The organism is Klebsiella sp. K5-45 (assembly GCF_030128605.1).
GTDB lineage: Bacteria > Pseudomonadota > Gammaproteobacteria > Enterobacterales > Enterobacteriaceae > Klebsiella > Klebsiella quasipneumoniae.
Genome location: NZ_JAKUZW010000007.1, coordinates 1 through 16,070 on the forward strand (window position 1 = coordinate 1; position 16,070 = coordinate 16,070).

General features: G+C 59.6%; 14 protein-coding genes and 1 rRNA gene. 3 read left to right on the top strand and 12 right to left on the bottom strand.

What is annotated here, in order from left to right:
• Position 1 precedes the first annotated feature (1 nt).
• The 3 genes from rrf to MKS11_RS15625 all read left to right on the top strand — a co-directional run bounded on the left by rrf (position 2) and on the right by MKS11_RS15625 (position 1,398).
• Positions 2-117 (top strand): 5S ribosomal RNA (rrf, locus tag MKS11_RS15615).
• A gap of 366 nt (positions 118-483) precedes the next feature.
• Positions 484-759 carry a DUF2574 family protein gene (locus MKS11_RS15620; protein ID WP_114267919.1) on the top strand — a complete coding sequence of 92 codons (276 nt, stop codon included), beginning with the start codon at positions 484-486 and terminating at the stop codon, positions 757-759.
• Positions 760-1,080: 321 nt separating this feature from the next.
• Positions 1,081-1,398: a hypothetical protein gene (locus MKS11_RS15625; RefSeq protein WP_004204117.1), complete on the top strand. Its 318-nt coding sequence runs from the start codon at positions 1,081-1,083 to the stop codon at positions 1,396-1,398.
• 41 nt (positions 1,399-1,439) lie between these two features.
• On the opposite strand, the gene MKS11_RS15630 is transcribed toward MKS11_RS15625, so the two are convergent.
• From MKS11_RS15630 to MKS11_RS15685, 12 genes are all read right to left on the bottom strand, one after another.
• Positions 1,440-2,564: an ABC transporter permease gene (locus MKS11_RS15630; protein WP_023319637.1), complete on the bottom strand. Its 1,125-nt coding sequence runs from the start codon at positions 2,562-2,564 to the stop codon at positions 1,440-1,442.
• Complete coding sequence (gene rbbA / locus MKS11_RS15635; RefSeq protein ID WP_101865631.1) at positions 2,564-5,308, bottom strand: ribosome-associated ATPase/putative transporter RbbA; 2,745 nt, start codon at positions 5,306-5,308, stop codon at positions 2,564-2,566. The genes MKS11_RS15630 and rbbA overlap by 1 nt, the downstream gene beginning before the upstream one ends.
• Positions 5,305-6,372: an HlyD family secretion protein gene (locus tag MKS11_RS15640; RefSeq protein ID WP_284109618.1), complete on the bottom strand. Its 1,068-nt coding sequence runs from the start codon at positions 6,370-6,372 to the stop codon at positions 5,305-5,307. Before MKS11_RS15640 ends, rbbA begins: the two co-directional genes overlap by 4 nt.
• 306 nt (positions 6,373-6,678) lie before the next feature.
• Positions 6,679-7,686, bottom strand: coding sequence for a tryptophan--tRNA ligase (trpS, locus tag MKS11_RS15645; RefSeq protein WP_087771790.1), 1,008 nt, complete (start codon positions 7,684-7,686; stop codon positions 6,679-6,681).
• A gap of 279 nt (positions 7,687-7,965) precedes the next feature.
• Positions 7,966-8,295: a multidrug efflux SMR transporter gene (locus tag MKS11_RS15650; protein WP_004204123.1), complete on the bottom strand. Its 330-nt coding sequence runs from the start codon at positions 8,293-8,295 to the stop codon at positions 7,966-7,968.
• A 19-nt stretch (positions 8,296-8,314) separates the two neighbouring features.
• Positions 8,315-8,728 carry a multidrug efflux SMR transporter gene (locus MKS11_RS15655; RefSeq protein WP_017899148.1) on the bottom strand — a complete coding sequence of 138 codons (414 nt, stop codon included), beginning with the start codon at positions 8,726-8,728 and terminating at the stop codon, positions 8,315-8,317.
• A gap of 31 nt (positions 8,729-8,759) precedes the next feature.
• The gene (locus MKS11_RS15660) at positions 8,760-9,428 is read right to left on the bottom strand and encodes a hypothetical protein (protein WP_004204125.1); all 669 of its coding nucleotides are present in this window, start codon (positions 9,426-9,428) and stop codon (positions 8,760-8,762) included.
• A 12-nt stretch (positions 9,429-9,440) separates the two neighbouring features.
• Positions 9,441-10,061, bottom strand: coding sequence for a phosphate propanoyltransferase (locus tag MKS11_RS15665; protein ID WP_004204126.1), 621 nt, complete (start codon positions 10,059-10,061; stop codon positions 9,441-9,443).
• Positions 10,058-10,456: a BMC domain-containing protein gene (locus MKS11_RS15670; RefSeq protein WP_087771789.1), complete on the bottom strand. Its 399-nt coding sequence runs from the start codon at positions 10,454-10,456 to the stop codon at positions 10,058-10,060. Before MKS11_RS15670 ends, MKS11_RS15665 begins: the two co-directional genes overlap by 4 nt.
• A gap of 12 nt (positions 10,457-10,468) precedes the next feature.
• The gene (cutD, locus tag MKS11_RS15675; protein WP_048322873.1) at positions 10,469-11,416 is read right to left on the bottom strand and encodes a choline TMA-lyase-activating enzyme; all 948 of its coding nucleotides are present in this window, start codon (positions 11,414-11,416) and stop codon (positions 10,469-10,471) included.
• 85 nt (positions 11,417-11,501) lie between these two features.
• Positions 11,502-14,888, bottom strand: a complete 3,387-nt coding sequence (gene cutC, locus MKS11_RS15680) for a choline trimethylamine-lyase (RefSeq protein ID WP_017899145.1) — start codon at positions 14,886-14,888, stop codon at positions 11,502-11,504.
• A 25-nt stretch (positions 14,889-14,913) separates the two neighbouring features.
• The gene (locus MKS11_RS15685) at positions 14,914-16,068 is read right to left on the bottom strand and encodes a 1-propanol dehydrogenase PduQ (RefSeq protein WP_017899144.1); all 1,155 of its coding nucleotides are present in this window, start codon (positions 16,066-16,068) and stop codon (positions 14,914-14,916) included.
• Between the last annotated feature and the right edge of the window lie 2 nt (positions 16,069-16,070).

The window sequence follows — 16,070 nt, forward strand, 5'->3', positions numbered from 1 at the left end:
GCCTGGCGGCACTAGCGCGGTGGTCCCACCTGACCCCATGCCGAACTCAGAAGTGAAACGCCGTAGCGCCGATGGTAGTGTGGGGTCTCCCCATGTGAGAGTAGGGAACTGCCAGGCATCAAATAAAGCAGAAAGCTCAGTCGGAAGGCTGAGCTTTTTGTTTTTGCGTTTTAACAAGAACCCCGTCCCGAAAGGTGCGGGGTTTTTTGCTGTGTGGGGTATGCCTCCCCGGTGGCGCTGCGCTTACCGGGGCTACGGATCCTGAGCCACAAAACCTGGTGCGCAGCACCGTCTCCAGGCAGACCACTATGCCGGTTCGCTACTATCAGCAATAATTATCACATTAATAGGTTATCTTTACATTTCCCTTAGTAATACTATGGTTTATCTTCCCTGCGTGATGTACCAATGCATCGCTCTCCTGACGGAGAAAATATTAAGCAACTCGCTTATCTTTCATCCTGTTAACTGGTTAAACATTAAATGAAAAAACCGCTAATTGGGATTCTGATTTTCGCTTATGGATTAAGCTCACCTCTGTTTGCTGCCGAAACCGCCAACCTAACGCTTTCCGGACGGGTCGTGTCAGAAACCTGCAATACTGATATTGTGAATAAACAACCTCTGCAGCGCTGCGGAAAAAATACCTACCTCATTGCCTCGAAAAATATAGCGAATCACGCGCGTGGTGTGGTCACTCGTACAGTGAATTTATCCAATGATACGAATCGAAAAATAATTATCAGCAGCTACGATTAAATACCTCTCTCTATTTCAGCGCTATTATATTGTGTTCTGCTAAATAATAGCGCTGCATCTTCTTCATATATATTAACGCGTTAGCGAAATTACGAAATTATTCCCACCGCTGAATACATCACTCCCATTTATGGCGACAATGGGTATGCTTCTCGCCGGTTTTTTGGTTTAATGAGCGATATCATTAACACTTTGTTAACTTGATCTGGTTTATATGACAGCAAATTTGATATACAAAGAGGGATGATTGCCTGTATGGACGCTGCCCGACGTACCTTGCGTTATCTGCTTTGGTTATCGGCTGGCAATATGAGAATAGAAATGAAAATCCTGCTTAACTGGTCGCCGTTGCGCCGGCTCTTCACTTACCTTCAGGAGCGCTTTACCTTTCTGGTGCTGCTCTGCTGGCCAGCGATAATCTGGCTGTTCTGCCGGGTCGGCGTATGGCTTACGGATAACCTGTATGAACTGCTGGGGAAATCACCCGCCCAGTCCTTCACCGTCTATCTGCAGCCGTTTATGACCCCCGGCACGCTGCTGCGCATCTCCATCAGCTGGGTGGTGTTGCTGTTCATTCTCTTCAGCATGGCGATGGCCTTCACCTGGGGTCTGCGCCACTTTATGAACCGCCACAAATAAACCATTCGGGCCGCCGGAAGTCGACGGCCCTTCTTAAGCCCTTACGCCATTTGACCAATCGTTTTGCGAAAACGCAGCAGGGCGATAGTAAAGAACACCGCTCCGATAGCCAGCAAGGTTAAGAACTGCGGCCAGACGATACTGAAGCTGGCGCCGCGGTACAAAATCGCCTGCGCCAGACTGACGAAGTGGGTGGTCGGCATGGTCAACATGATATCCTGAACCAGCTGCGGCATACTTTCCCGCGGCGTGGAGCCGCCGGAGAGCATCTGCAGCGGCAGCAGCACCAGGATCATTAGCAGCCCCAACTGCGGCATTGAGCGGGCGAGGGTGCCCATAAAAATGCCGATTGAGGTAGTGGCGAACAGGCTGAGCGCCACCCCCAGCATAAACAGTAGAATCGACCCCTCAATGGGCACCTGCAACATCCCCTGTACCATCAGCACCAGCGACAAACCGGAGACCACTAGCACCACCAGCCCCATCGACCAGATCTTGGCCATCATGATCTCAAACGGCGTGACCGGCATCACCAGCAGATGCTCGATGGTACCGTGCTCGCGCTCGCGGATCAGCGCCGAGCCGGTGAGGACAATGGCCAGCATGGTGATGTTGTTGATGATCGCCATCACCGCGCCAAAGCGCTCCTGTTCCAGGTTAGGGTTAAAGCGCATTCTTATCGCCAGCTCTACCGGCAGCACGCTGTTGTCCCGATAGCGGGCAATGAAGCTGTTTACTTCGCCGCTAATAATATTCTGGATATAGCCGTTGCCGGTAAAGGCCTGGCTCATGCGTGTGGCGTCGACGTTGACCTGCACTTCCGGCTGGCGGCCGGCCAGCACATCGCGCTGGAAGTTAGGCGGAATGTTGATGGCGAAAGTGTAGCGCCCGGCATCCAGGCCGGCGTCCATCTCATCGGCGGTAATCAGCTCCGGTTCGAGAAACCAGGGGCGGTAGAATGCGTTAATGATGCGTGAAGAGAGCTGCGACTTATCCATATCGGCAACCGCAATCGGCGCCAGGTGTAGCGAGCCGGGCATCACCGTGGCTGAGGAGTACACCGACACCGTAAAAGCAAACACGATCAACGCCAGCATCGCTTTATCACCCAGCAGGCTACGCAGCTCTTTGACGCCAAGATTATAAATATTGCGTAATCCGCGCATCACCCCTCCTGTTTCTTCAGCAGCAGCACGCTCAGCCCGAGCACCAGCGGCACTGCAATCAGTAGTGGAATAAAGGAGCCCCACAAATCGCCGAGATTCAGCGCCTTGGAGAAGGTGCCGCGGGCGATAGTCAGGAAGTGGCTGGTCGGGTAGATTTGCCCAATCCAGCGCCCGGGGCCTTCCAGCGACGCTACCGGATCGATCATCCCGGAGAACTGGGTCGCCGGAATTAGCGTAATGATGGCTGTGCCGAAGATGGCGGCGATTTGACTCTTCATAAAGGTTGAGATCAGTAGTCCCAGTCCGGTGGCAATGGTGACGTACAGCAGCGCCGCCAGGCTTAGCGTCAGGAAGCTGCCCTTATGTGATACGCCAAAGACGAAGACCGACAGCGCACACAGCAGAAAAAAGTTAAACATTCCCAGCATGATGTAAGGCACCTGCTTGCCGAGCAGGAATTCGCTGCGGGTGGTCGGCGTCACGTACAGGTTGATGATCGACCCGAGCTCCTTCTCACGTACCACGCTCAGGGCGCTGAGCATCGCCGGGATCATCATCAGCAGCAACGGGATCACCGCCGGGACGATGGCCGGCAGGCTCTTCACGTCCGGGTTATAGCGATAGCGGGTCTCGATGGAGATGAGCGAGGTATCGCGCGGCGGGCTGCTCTGCCGGCCGGCCATCTCCTGCAGCCAGGCGAGATGCATGGCCTGCACGTAGCCGCGCACCGTCTCCGCGCGGTTTGGCATTGCGCCATCCACCCAGACGCCGATTTGCACCGGCGTGCCGCGGGCGATATCGCGGCCAAAATTCGGCGGGATCTCTATCGCCACCGCCAGTTCGCCGTCGCGCATCCGCCGATCGAGCTCATCGTAACTGCGCAGCGGCGCCTGTTCGATGAAGTAGCGTGAGCCGGCGATATTCTGCGACCAGCCCTGACTGCTGAGGGTTTGATCGCGATCGAGTACCGCAAAGCGCAGATCCTCGACGTCCATGCTGATCCCATAGCCCATGATAAACATCAGGATCACCGTTCCCAGCAGCGCCAGCGTCGAACGTACCGGATCGCGGCGCAGCTCCAGCGCTTCGCGGCGGCTGAAGCTGAACAGCCGTTGCAGACTGAAGGCCTGGCGCGGGGCCGCGCGTTCTGGATGGGATGCTGCAGCAGGCGCAGGTTCCTCAGGAACTGCGGCGGTTGGCTGCGCCTCCTGGAGCCAGGCGATAAACGCCTCTTCGAGGCTGGCGGCACCGCGCTGTTCGACCAGCGCCTGCGGCGTATCGCTGGCCAGCACCTTGCCGGCGTGCATCAGCGAGATGCGGTCGCAGCGTTCCGCCTCATTCATAAAGTGGGTGGAGATAAAAATGGTCACCCGATCCTGACGCGCGAGGTCGACCATCAGCTGCCAGAACATATCCCGTGCCACTGGATCGACCCCGGAGGTGGGTTCGTCGAGGATCAGCATTTCCGGGCGATGGATGACCGCCACCGCCAGCGACAGGCGCTGACGGATGCCCAACGGCAGGGCGGTGGGCAGGGCGTCTTCCACCTCGCTGAGCATGAAGCGCTCGCTCATTTCCGCCACCCGACCGGGGATTTCGCCGTCCGGAATATGAAACAGGCGGGCGTGCAGTTCGAGGTTTTGCCGGACGGTCAGTTCGCTATAGAGCGAGAAGGCCTGCGACATATAGCCCACCCGCTGGCGGGTGGCGATATCCTTCGGATCGACCGGCTGGCCGAACAGCCAGGCTTCGCCTTCGCTGGCGGGCAGCAGGCCGGTGAGCATCTTCATGGTGGTGGATTTGCCGCAGCCGTTGGAGCCGAGGAAGCCGAAGATTTCACCGCGCGCGATGCGGAAGTTAACGTGGTCGACGGCGACGAAGTCGCCAAAGCGCATGGTCAGCCCACGGGCTTCGATGGCGATCTCTTCCTCGCGGTCGTCGCGCGGCGGGATTACTACCGCCTTATGCGCCTGGCGCTGCGCTTCCGGCAGCAGGGCGATAAACGCCTGCTCCAGCGTCTGGCTGCCGGTCTGCACTTTCAGCTCCGCAGCGGTACCGGTCGCCAGCACCTCGCCGGCGTTCATCGCCACCAGCCAGTCAAAGCGCTCAGCCTCTTCCATATAGGCGGTGGCCACCAGCACGCTCATCTCCGGCTGGCGCTGACGAATGCTGTCGATAAGCTCCCAGAACTGCGCCCGGGAAAGCGGGTCGACGCCGGTGGTAGGTTCATCGAGGATCAGCAGCTGCGGGTCGTGGATAAGGGCGCAACATAAACCCAGCTTTTGCTTCATCCCGCCGGAGAGCTTACCCGCCGGGCGATCGCGAAACGGCGCCAGCCCGGTGCTCTGCAGCAGCTCGTGGATACGTGATTCGCGTTCGGCTTTATCATGGCCAAACAGGCGGGCGAAGAAGTCGACGTTTTCATACACCGAGAGGGTGTGATAGAGGTTTTTCCCCAGTCCCTGCGGCATCCAGGCAATCTTCGGGCACACCTCGCGGCGATGATGAACGTCGCGCATATCGCCGCCGAGCACCATCACGTTACCCTGCTCAATGGCCCGCGCCCCGGCGATGAGAGAGAGCAGGCTCGATTTGCCGACGCCGTCCGGGCCAATCAGGCCAACCATGCGCCGCGCCGGGATCGCCAGGCTGATATCCCGCAGCGCCACGGTGGCGCCGAAGCGCTGGCCAACGTTGTCCAGCCGGGCGATGGGGGGCGAGGTATCCAGTGGCGTCAATATCATTGCGGCAACCTCACCGTCAGGTCTTCAGGCCAGGAGTGTTGCTTATCCAGCCGCACGTAAGCCATGCCGGGCAGGCCGGTTTTGACATACTCCAGGTGCTGCGCCAGCAGCTCCGGCGGGATGCGCGCTTTGACGCGGAACATCAGTTTGAGACGCTCGTCGCGGGTCTCCACCGTTTTCGGCGTAAACTGCGCGACGCTGGCGACAAAGCTGATATTGGCCGGGATCACCAGATCAGGGGCGGCATCAAGGATCAGCCGCGCTTCGCTGCCAAGCGCCAGCAGGCCCGCCTGTTCGGTGGGCAGAAAGAAAGTCATATAGACGTCGGCGAGATCGACCATGTTCAGCACCCGACCACCGGCGGCCAGCACTTCCCCCGGCTCGGCGACGCGATACTGAATACGGCCGTCGCGGGGCGCCTTCAGCTCGCTATCGTCAATATCGGCAAGGATCCGCCGCTCGGTCGCCTGGGCCGCTTCGACGCGGGTTTGCGCCTGAATAATGCTGGTGCGGGCGGCCTCGATGGCGGCGCGGGCGGCGGAGACCTGGGCTTTCGCCGACTCCAGCGCCGCGCGGGCGCTCTCTGCCGCGGCGCGATCGTCATCCAGCTGCTGGGCGGAGACGGCGCCGCGCTGCGACAGGGCATTCGAGCGGACGTAACGTTTCGCTGTGGAGTCGAGCTCCGCCTGACGCTGCTTCACAACCGCTTCGCTGGCGCGCATTTCACTTTGCCGCTGATCGAGCAAGGCTCTGGCGGCCAGGACCGCGCTTTCCGCTTCCTTGATTTGCGCGGCGGCTTCAAGACGCTGCTCGTTCAGTACACGGGTATCCATTCTCGCCAGCACCTCTCCCTGGCGCACGAACTGACCCTCTTTGACCAGAATGGTGTCGATACGCCCGGCGATTTTGCTGGCAATATCCACTTCGGTGGCTTCTATTCGTCCGTTGCTACTGGCAAACCCCTCCGGGAGGCCCGGCGGGCGCAGCAGCCACCATGCCGCGGCGGCGAGTACCACCAGTAAGCCGACAAAATACCCTGTCCAACGTTTCTTTATTTTGTCCATACGCGACTCGCTTGGTTCCCTGTGCTGAGTGATACGCGTGTCTCCTCCGGCGGGCGGAGCGTCCTCCTTGCGAAGGACGCATAAAGAGGGGAAGGGCCGCTGACGCAGCGCTCTACCGCGTCGATGCGCAGCCGAACGCTGTACTACTTATGTGGTCATCATCAGCGATCCTGGCCTTAATGAAACACGCATAGTGAGAGCTACCGTTAACGCGATAGTAACATCCGTGGCGGGCTTGTCAATACGAAAGGCAGGGTCTTGTCGACGTGTTAACAAAATATCCACTACCGGCAACATTTCATCACCTCAGAACAGCACCGGCAGCCCCAGACCACGTTTCACCTCATGCAGCGTCTGCTGCGTCAGCTGGTGGGCGCGCTCGCTGCCCTGGCGCAGCAGATCCAGCAGCATCCCTTTATCCTGAATAAAGGTGGCTCGCCGTTCGCGGATCGGCGCCAGTAGCGCCTGCAGGCAGGTCTCCAGTTCATTTTTACACTGGCGATCGCCCAGCCCGCCGCGCTGATAGTGGGCTTTCATCTCAGCCACCAGTGCCTTATCGCTATGGAAAGCGTCGAGATAGGTGAACACCACGTTGCCGTCGACATGCCCCGGATCGCTGACTCTCAGGTGCGTCGGGTCGGTATACATCGCGCTGACCGCGCGGTGAATCTCCTCTTCACTGGCCGATAACGTCAGCGTATTGCCCAGCGATTTCGACATTTTGGTGTTGCCGTCGACGCCCGGCAGGCGGCTCACTTCGCTGAGGAGCGCCTTGCAGTGGCGCAGCACTGGCGCGCCGGTGAGGCTATTCATCTTATGGACGATCTCGTTGGTCTGCTCAATCATCGGTAGCTGATCGTCGCCCACTGGCACCAGCTCGGCCTTGAAGGCGGTGATATCGGCGGCCTGGCTAATCGGATAGGCAAGAAAGCCCACCGGCAGCGAACGGGCGAATCCTTTCTGGGCAATCTCATTCTTGACCGTCGGATTACGTTCCACGCGGGCGACGGTGACGATATTCATATACAGCGCGCTGAGCTCCGCCAGCGCGGGCAGGGCGGACTGCAGGCAGATCGTGGTGAGCCTGGGGTCAATGCCGACGGCCAGATAATCGGCCATCACTTCGAGGATATGGTGGCTAACTTTTTGCGGATTGCTGCCGTTGTCAGTGAGCCCTTGCAGGTCGGCGATCAGGATAAACTGCTGGTGGTCGTGCTGCAGCGCGACGCGCTGGCGCAGCGAGCCGACGTAATGGCCAAGATGTAGCTGGCCGGTGGGGCGGTCGCCGGTGAGAATGGTTTGCGGGTGATTCATCAGGAACTCCTTATCAGACTGTTCAGCCGAAAGACGTCCTGAAAACACCAAAGCCGCCTTCCGGCGGCTTTGAAAATGGAAACGTATATCGTGCCGCCTGTTATGCAGGCAGCCACCAACGGCGGGGATAGGTCACGATCGCGTTTCTGTTCATCTTTTTATCCTGCCACGAAACCATAGTGGGGTAAACCCTGTTTGGTAAAACGCCCGGCGGCGCTGCGCTGGCGCGGGCCTACGGACTGCCCGCACAGGCCGGGTAACAGGATAAAACGACCGCTGTTACATGGTCGAGAAGACGTTCATGATCACGCCGCCGGAGATAATCAGCGCCATGGCGATAATGGCCGCCAGGTCCGGTTTCTGCTTATAGAGGATCATGGAGCAGATGGTGACGCCGACGATACCGAAGCCGCACCACAGCGAGTAGGCCACGCCCACCGGGATGGTGCTCATTGCGCGGGTGAGGGCGAAGTAGCAGAGGCCGTAGGCGCAGACCACCAGCACCGAAGGGGCCAGTTTGCTGAAACCGTTGGTCTTTTTGATCATCGAGGTGCCGGTGATTTCGGAGCCGATAGACAGCGCCAGCCATAAAAATCCGAGATTAAACATAGGGGGTATTCCTTTCCTGTTAGTTAGCGATGTTCTTATCCATGGCGGCGGCTGGCGCGGCGGGCGCCGCCTCTTCGCTCGCTTCGGAACCCATTTTCGAGAACAGGTTCATGATAATGATGCCGCTGGCGATCACCGCCATGCCGATGATGGCGGCGGTATCCGGGTGCTGGCCGTAGAATGCCATTCCCAGCGTCGAGACCACCAGAATGCCGGTGCCGGACCAGGTGGCGTACGCCAGGCCGACCGGGATATCTTTCACCGCCCTTGAGAGCGAGTAATAGCAGGTGCAGTAAAGCGCAATCAGCAGCCCGAGCAGCAGCATTTTGCTGCCGCCTTCGCTGCTACCGAACATTTTTAACGTCGAGGTTGCCGAGGTTTCGGAGAGGATAACCAGCAGCATCCATAACCAGCATTTTGTTTTCGAAGACATCGTTAAGCTCCAGGTTTTTCGTTGGGTAAGGTCATATCTTTCTGTTTTTTAAGTAATCAATGGCCGCATCGGTCAGCTGAGCGCGCGGGGCCGCCGCCAGCGCCGGATTATTCACCACGTCTGTGACGGTAAGATAACGGCGCGGTTCGCTGCTGGCGGCGGCCGGCGCGGTGGGTGCGTCCAGCTTCGCCAGCAGCTCATTCATGGTGCCGAGGAAGACGCCGCAGGCTTCCAGACGAGCCAGCGTGGCCTGCAGATGCCCGGCATAGGCGCTGCCGGCCTGCGCGCCGCGCAGCTGGTTGAGCTCGCTGTGCGGATCGCAGTGGTAGCGCAGGGCCAGAACCGGAATACCCGCCAGCAGCGCCTCGTGCGCGCAGCGGGAAACCGGATTGCGCAGGGTGCCGTTCAGCAGATCCGAGGCTTGCGGATAATCGAGAAAAGGCAGCAGTACCCCCCGCCATGGCGCTGACGGCAGGGCATCCTGCCAGGCCGATGACGGGATAATCTCGCCCACCTCTCGCCAGGCGGCGGCGTCGGCGAGACCCTCCTCCAGCGCGAGGCGCAGCGGATAGCCGCTTCCCGCCAGGCGTTGGCGGATAGCTGCGCGGTAGCCGTCAGCGGCGGTCACCATCACCAGTACCGGCGGCCGCAGGCGCTGCAAAATCCGCGCAACTACACCTTCAATCTGTTCGTCGGTCATGGCGAGCCTCCGTTAGCCGATGAGCGTCACCTGCGCGCCGTTTTTTAACCCGGCGGCATTGGCTTCTTCGGTGTCGATGTGAAATTCCAGCGCGAAGTCATCGCGCACCCGCACCACCACTTCATCGAAAGTCAGCTGGCGCTCGCCGTTGCTGCGCACGCTGACCTTCTGGCCATTGCTGACGTTGAGCTGGCGCGCGTCCTGCGGCGACATATGAATATGCCGCCAGGCGCAGATCACCTGAGAATGGAGCTCAACGTGACCGGCGGGGCCAATCAGCAGCGCGCTACCGGCATTCTCCAGTTGCCCGGACTCACGAACTGGCGCTTGAATGCCGAGCGTGAAGCAGTCGGCGCGCGACACTTCCAGTTGCGATAGCGGGCGGGTCGGGCCGAGGACGCGAACGTTGGTCAGCGAGCCCTTCGGCCCGACGGCGGTTACGCACTCCTGGGCGGCAAACTGCCCCGGCTGGCGCAGCGGTTTGAACGGCGTCAGGCTGTAGCCTTTACCGAACAATGCCTCGACGTCCTGTTGCGCGAGATGGACGTGGCGGTTGGAGATCCCCACCGGGATCGCCGGCGCCGTTGCGCTCAGGCGGGCGACGATTTTTTCGCGAAGCAAAGTGTCGATCATGACTTCTTCCCTTTCTTCAGCGCAGGGTGCTTATCTTCCGCTTCGTTCGGGATAGCGGGCGGAACGATGGGTTCCGGGGCGGTGATAACCACCGGTTCGTCCGTTTTTTCCTCGCGCGGAGGGTTGCCTTTGAGGTTGCTTAACGCTTCAATCACGCAGCGCTCCGGACGGGCAATGACCAGCGACTTCACGGTGTGCTCGGCGCCGGCAACCGCCACGCCGCGTTCTATAGCGGTGTGGATGGCGCTGATTTCCCCTTCAAAGCAGACGCTCACCAGCCCGGAGCCTGGTTTGCGATAGCCAATGCAGGTCACTCCCGCGGCTTTACAGGCGGCGTCGACGGCCTGAATGGCGGCGACCCATCCTCGCGTTTCAATTACGCCTAAACTTTTCATGGTCGGCTCCTGTTAATGGCGGACTAAGCGAATATCAAAATCAAATTGCCGGAAGAAGGCTTCCAGCCGGTCCAGTTCATCCGGCGAATAAGACGGGTCCTGGCTAATCGGGTAGGGCATATCCAGGCGTTCGTACTTTTTGCGTCCCAGCTGGTGGTACGGCAGCATGTCGATACGGCGGATATTCCCGCGCTTCGCCAGCTTCTGTACGTAATCAATGGCGCCGGTAATGGCGTCGAATGAGTCGTTGTAGCCGCGAATGAGCGGCATACGCACAATGACGTTGGCGCCGGAATCCACCAGCCATTCGAGATTGCGGCGGATCCCTTCGTTGCCGATGCCGAGCATCGCCTTGTGGTGTTCGCTGTTAATCTGCTTAATGTCGAATAAGAAGGTGTCGGTGACCGGCGCCAGCTTCTGGTAGTTGGCAAGTGGGGTGGTGCCCTGGGTTTCGACGGCAGTGTTAATCATCATCTTTTTGCATTCGCGAAATAAGGCGACGGCAAAATCGGTCTGCAGGCTCATCTCGCCGCCGCCGATGGTGACGCCGCCGCCGGAGGAGATGTAGAAGTCGTAGTCCTGCATGATGATCTCCATCAGCTCGCTGACGGTGACGTCCTTGCCCATAATGTCCAGCGCGTTCTGGGTGCAAATCTCTTCGCATTTGCGGCAGCCGATGCAGTCTTTATGGCGGTCGACGAAGTGCTTCATTTCGCCGTTCTCTTCCGCCCGATAATGAATACCCGCCGGACAGACGCTGACGCAGTCGCCGCAGTTAATGCATTTGTCGTGCGAGAACATCACCTGGAACTGGCTGTTCAGTCCTTCCGGGTTGGCGCACCACGGGCAGCGAATGTTGCAGCCCTTAAAAAACACCAGCGTGCGAATGCCATCGCCGTCATAGATCGAATATTTCTGGATATTGAAAATTCGGCCCGTTAATTCTTGTTTTGCGATCACGCTTGCCTCCCGCTCCGTCCCGTTACGGGACGGAGAACTTCCGGTTATTTCTCAAATACAGCTCATTTAATTCTCTTTAAGAGAACTAGAACTTCTCAATCACCGTACGGCTGATGATCTCGTCCTGGACCTCTTTGCACAGCTCAACGAAGTAGGCGCTGTAGCCGGCGACGCGAACGATCAGGTCGCGGTATTTCTCCGGCTCCTGCTGCGCCTTCTTCAGCACTTCGTTATCGACATAGCTGAACTGCATCTGCCCATTGCCGAGAATCGAGGCGGTACGCAGCAAGGTAATCAGGCCATGGCGACCTTCCGGGGTATCCAGCAGCCCTTTGAGGAATTTGAAGTTGTGCACCATGCCGATGTTCATGGTTTCCACGTTCATCTTGCTGACCGACTTGATAATCGCCGTCGGGCCTTGCTTATCCGCGCCCTGGGTCGGGCTGATGCCATCGGAGAGTGGCATCCACGCCAGGCGGCCGTTCGGCGTGGCGTTGGTTAGCTCGCCGATGGGCGTGTTGTTGGAGATAGACAGGGTGCCGTGGCTGAGGGTCGAGTAGAGCATCTTGTACTTACGGCACTCTTTCTCGGTCCATTCGGTAATATCCAGCGCGTACTGGTCGACATAGTTATCGTCGTTACCGTATTTCGGCGCGTTCAGGCAGTCGCGGCGCAGCGCTTCGTAACCTTCAAAGTTGGCCAGCAGCGCATCGCGGATCTGCTCAAGGGTGTATTTCTTCTCTTCGAACACCAGCTTGCGGATCGCCGCCATCGAGTCGACGTAGGTCGCCAGACCGGAGAAAATCAGCCCCGGACCGTGGTTGACCATCGCGCCGCCGGCGGCGACATCTTTGCCGCTCTCCATGCAGCCTTCGACCAGCAGCGACATCAGCGGCTTCGGCGCCACATCGCGGTGGACGCGCTGGCTGATGACGGTGCCGATAGCCGACAGGCGCACGATATGGGCGATCTGCTGTTTCACCGCCGCGTCGAATGCTTCGAAGGTGCGCAGGTCGCGCAGGTCGCCGGTGTCCAGCCCCTGATAGCTATCGAACAGCACCATCCGCCCGCGGTTAAGCACGAACTCGATAGCGATAGGCCACTGGGTGTAGCCGGTGGAGGTCCACTGGTAGATGCGCCCGGATTTCTGCGGTTCAACGCAGCCCATCAGGCAGTAATCGCGGGCGTCTTCAAAATCGAAGCCTTTGCGCAGCATCATCTTGATGTGGGAGTCATCGAAGTGGCAGGCCGGGAAGCCCATTCCCGCTTTCACCACGTCGACGATTTTTTCCATGTATTTCTGCGGCGACTGGTTGTGGATACGGCAGGCCAGCGACGGCTGGTAAACCTTCACGAAGCGCACGGCGTCCATAATCAGATAGGTCAGATCGTTACAGGCATCGCCGCCGCTACGTTTCTGGCCGCCAACGGTGAGGTTGATAAACGGCTGATAACCCGCGAAATATTTCGCTCCCAGTTCGCTCGACATCCACATCAGTTCGGCACATTTGATGATAAACGCCTGCAGCAGCTCCAGTGCGGTGTCGTGGGTCAAGCGGCCTTCGCGGATATCGGCTTCGAACATTGGATAGCAGTACTGGTCGACGCGCCCCAGCGACAGCCCGGTCTGGTTCTCTTCGATTTCAAACAGTGATTCGACGGTCCAGATACTCTGCAGCGCTTCCTGCAAGGTCTTCGGCGGATTGGCCGGCACGTTTTCGTTGACGTCGGCGATGGTCAGCAGCTCGGCGCGGCGCTGGGCGTTTTGCTCTTTAGCCGCCAGTTCGCGGGCATGGGCGGCGATGCGGCGAGCGTAGTTGACCACCCCTTCGCAGGTTTCAATCGCCGCTTTGTAGTAGTAAATGCGGTCGATATCTTCCGGATTTTCCATGCTCAGGCTGGCCAGATGCGCCTCGGCATCGGCTTTAATGCCGTTCATCCCTTTGGTGAACAGCAGCACGTCGTAGCCCGGGCAGGTATCGCCGCCGCCGTTAATCTGGTGATAGGAGAGGTCGCTGACGAAGGTCTCGCCGCTGAAGGCCCAGACGCCAGCCTCACGGTATTGCGCTTCGCAAATCTCATCCAGCGAACGGCCTTCCCAGAATGGGACGATCTCTTCGCGAATGGTTTTTTTATCCGCTTCGCTGATCTCAAACGGATCCTGCGGGCGGGTGCTCATGGTGTCGAGCTCGTCGCGCACCCAGCGCCAGGCGATATCCGGCGAGAAGGCGCCCGCGCGCGGCTTGCCGCACGGATGGCCGACGATCAGCTCATCGTCCTGAATCAGAATCGGCGCGGTTTCGCAGGCGTGGCGGAAGGCTTTCGCTCGCAGCAGAATGGTCGGCATGCCTGGGTTAGCTTTCACCACTTCGGTAAAGGCCAGCGCGCGATAGATAGAGACGCTCGGGCGTACCGTCAGATAGTGGTTACGCAGACGCTGCATACGCGGGGTTAACCCTTCCATCACCGGCGTGTCGGCGCAGGCGGCGAACGGCGCATGGCTGACCTGTTGTGCGCCGCTAAACAGACGCACCGGCAGATTCAACGCGCTGAGGTTGCGCTGGGCGCTGATGAACATCGCCGAGAGTTCGTTCACCTCGGCATGGTCAAAAGCGGCGCCATGCAACATGGCGTCGAGCATCGGATAGCCGTCAATGGCGCAGGCGGCGCGGACTTCGCTCAGTTCCGCCAGCTTGAACCACAGGCACTCCACGAGCTCATACGCCTGCTGGGTATTCAGCGCGCCGCTGTTGATATCGCGCTGGAAGTAAGGCAGCAGCGCCTTGTCCGCCCCTTCCGGGTTGACTGCATAGCTGCCGTTATCCAGCTGGAGCGCCAGCTGGAACAGATAGAACGCCTGGCAGGCTTCTTTGAAATTACGCGCTGGATGGGCCGGCACGTGGTGGAGAATGGCTGCGCTATCGAGCAGCTCGGCTTTGCGATAAGCATTGGTCTCCGCCGCCGCCAGCTGCTCGGCGCTGTTGGCCAGATTTTGCGCCAGCGCCAGCAGGGCGTCGCAGGCGTAGATGGCGGCGCGGCAGCCGTTGACTTCATCCATACCGCTGCGGCTGACCGCGCTGCCGAGTGCGCGGGTTTTCTCTTCCAGCTGGTGCTTAATCGCCAGCACCCCTTTTTCGACCACCAGCCTGTAGTCCGGCGAATCCAGATCGCTATTGAGGTTGAGGAACTGGAAAGCCGATGGGCGACGGGTCGCGTTTTCGTCATGGAAAATCGCCCCGTGCGGTTTACGGCTCTGGTTGCCGACAATGAGTTCATCGGGGCTGATGGTCAGCGGCAGCTGGCGCATCAGTTCATAGAAACGGCGCGCCGGTTTAACGGCGGCGGGAACGCCCGCGATATCGCCATCCAGGGCGTTCAGCGTGGTGGCATGTTCGGTGCACAGCGTGCTTTTCTGGGCGAGTAAACGGTCTGCCAGCACTTTGACGCGCGGCGTTAAGCTGTAGTGTGCCATGGGTAAGGTTCTCCAAATCTTGTTATCAGTGGCCCTGAACGGCGTTGCCGGTCCATGCCCGGCGATAGAGTTCGGTCAGTGCGTGAGCATCCGGCGCGCGTGGGTTCGTCGGAGTACAGCTGTCGCGTAACGCCTGGCCGATCATCTCCGCCAGCCGTTGTTCAAACTCGTCTGCAAGGACGCCGGTATCGCGGATGCCGGCCGGCATGCTCATTTCGTCTTTAAGCGCCTGAATGGCGACCAGCAGGCTGGTGACGCCCTGGCGGGTAGTGGCCGCAGGCAGATCCAGCAGATGGGCTAGTCGGGCATATTTGCGGGCGGCATCGGTATCGCACAGCCCGTGATAATCAGCGTTCCAGGCGACGACGTGCGCCATCAGCAGGGCGTTGGCGCGGCCATGGGGCACGCGGAAGACGCCGCCGAGGGCGTGGGCCAGGCTGTGGGTTATCCCCAGCGACGCGTTGGTGAAGGCCATCCCCGCCATGCAGGAGGCGTTGTGCATCTTTTCGCGCGCCTGCAGGTTGTCGCCGCTGCGCCAGCAGGTCGGCAGATAGCGAAATACCTGCTGCACCACTTTCTCCGCCAGGGCGTCGGAAAAGTCGCTGGCGGCGCGGGAGACGTAGGCCTCAAGGGCGTGACACAGCACGTCCATGCCGGTGTCGGCGGTAATTGCCGGCGGCACCGAAGCCACCAGCGCCGGGTCCAGAATGGCGATATCCGGCAGCAATGACGCATCCACCAGCACCAGCTTTTCCGCGTTGGCTTTCACCACCGAAAAGGCGGTGACTTCCGAACCGGTACCGCTGGTGGTCGGGATGGCGACGAAGCACGGTCGGGGACGGTCGGCCAGCGGACGGGTTTGCGCCAGGGAGAAAATAACCGCTTTGGCGGCATCGATTACCGAACCGCCGCCGAGCGCGATAACCAGATCCGGGTAGTGGTTATCCATCAGCTTCATACCGCGCACCACGGTGGCGATATCCGGATCCGCCACCACGTCGTCCCACACCTGCCAGGCGATCCCGCGCTGGCGCAGCAGGGCGGTGACGCGCTCGGCGAGGCCAAATTTCACCATCGCTTGATCGGTCACCAGCAGCACGCTGCGGGCGGAAATTTCGTTCAGCACCGAGAGGGCGTCCTGACCGAAGCAAATCCGTGGTTTCAGTAAAAATTCACTCATTG

Excerpts from the sequence above, each read along its gene's own strand:
- MKS11_RS15620 (WP_114267919.1), top strand. The coding sequence starts at position 484 with ATGAAAAAACCGCTAATTGGGATTCTGATTTTCGCTTATGGATTAAGC.
- MKS11_RS15625 (WP_004204117.1), top strand. The coding sequence starts at position 1,081 with ATGAAAATCCTGCTTAACTGGTCGCCGTTGCGCCGGCTCTTCACTTAC.
- MKS11_RS15630 (WP_023319637.1), bottom strand. The coding sequence starts at position 2,564 with ATGCGCGGATTACGCAATATTTATAATCTTGGCGTCAAAGAGCTGCGT.
- rbbA (WP_101865631.1), bottom strand. The coding sequence starts at position 5,308 with ATGATATTGACGCCACTGGATACCTCGCCCCCCATCGCCCGGCTGGAC.
- MKS11_RS15640 (WP_284109618.1), bottom strand. The coding sequence starts at position 6,372 with ATGGACAAAATAAAGAAACGTTGGACAGGGTATTTTGTCGGCTTACTG.
- trpS (WP_087771790.1), bottom strand. The coding sequence starts at position 7,686 with ATGAATCACCCGCAAACCATTCTCACCGGCGACCGCCCCACCGGCCAG.
- MKS11_RS15650 (WP_004204123.1), bottom strand. The coding sequence starts at position 8,295 with ATGTTTAATCTCGGATTTTTATGGCTGGCGCTGTCTATCGGCTCCGAA.
- MKS11_RS15655 (WP_017899148.1), bottom strand. The coding sequence starts at position 8,728 with ATGTCTTCGAAAACAAAATGCTGGTTATGGATGCTGCTGGTTATCCTC.
- MKS11_RS15660 (WP_004204125.1), bottom strand. The coding sequence starts at position 9,428 with ATGACCGACGAACAGATTGAAGGTGTAGTTGCGCGGATTTTGCAGCGC.
- MKS11_RS15665 (WP_004204126.1), bottom strand. The coding sequence starts at position 10,061 with ATGATCGACACTTTGCTTCGCGAAAAAATCGTCGCCCGCCTGAGCGCA.
- MKS11_RS15670 (WP_087771789.1), bottom strand. The coding sequence starts at position 10,456 with ATGAAAAGTTTAGGCGTAATTGAAACGCGAGGATGGGTCGCCGCCATT.
- cutC (WP_017899145.1), bottom strand. The coding sequence starts at position 14,888 with ATGGCACACTACAGCTTAACGCCGCGCGTCAAAGTGCTGGCAGACCGT.
- MKS11_RS15685 (WP_017899144.1), bottom strand. The coding sequence starts at position 16,068 with ATGAGTGAATTTTTACTGAAACCACGGATTTGCTTCGGTCAGGACGCC.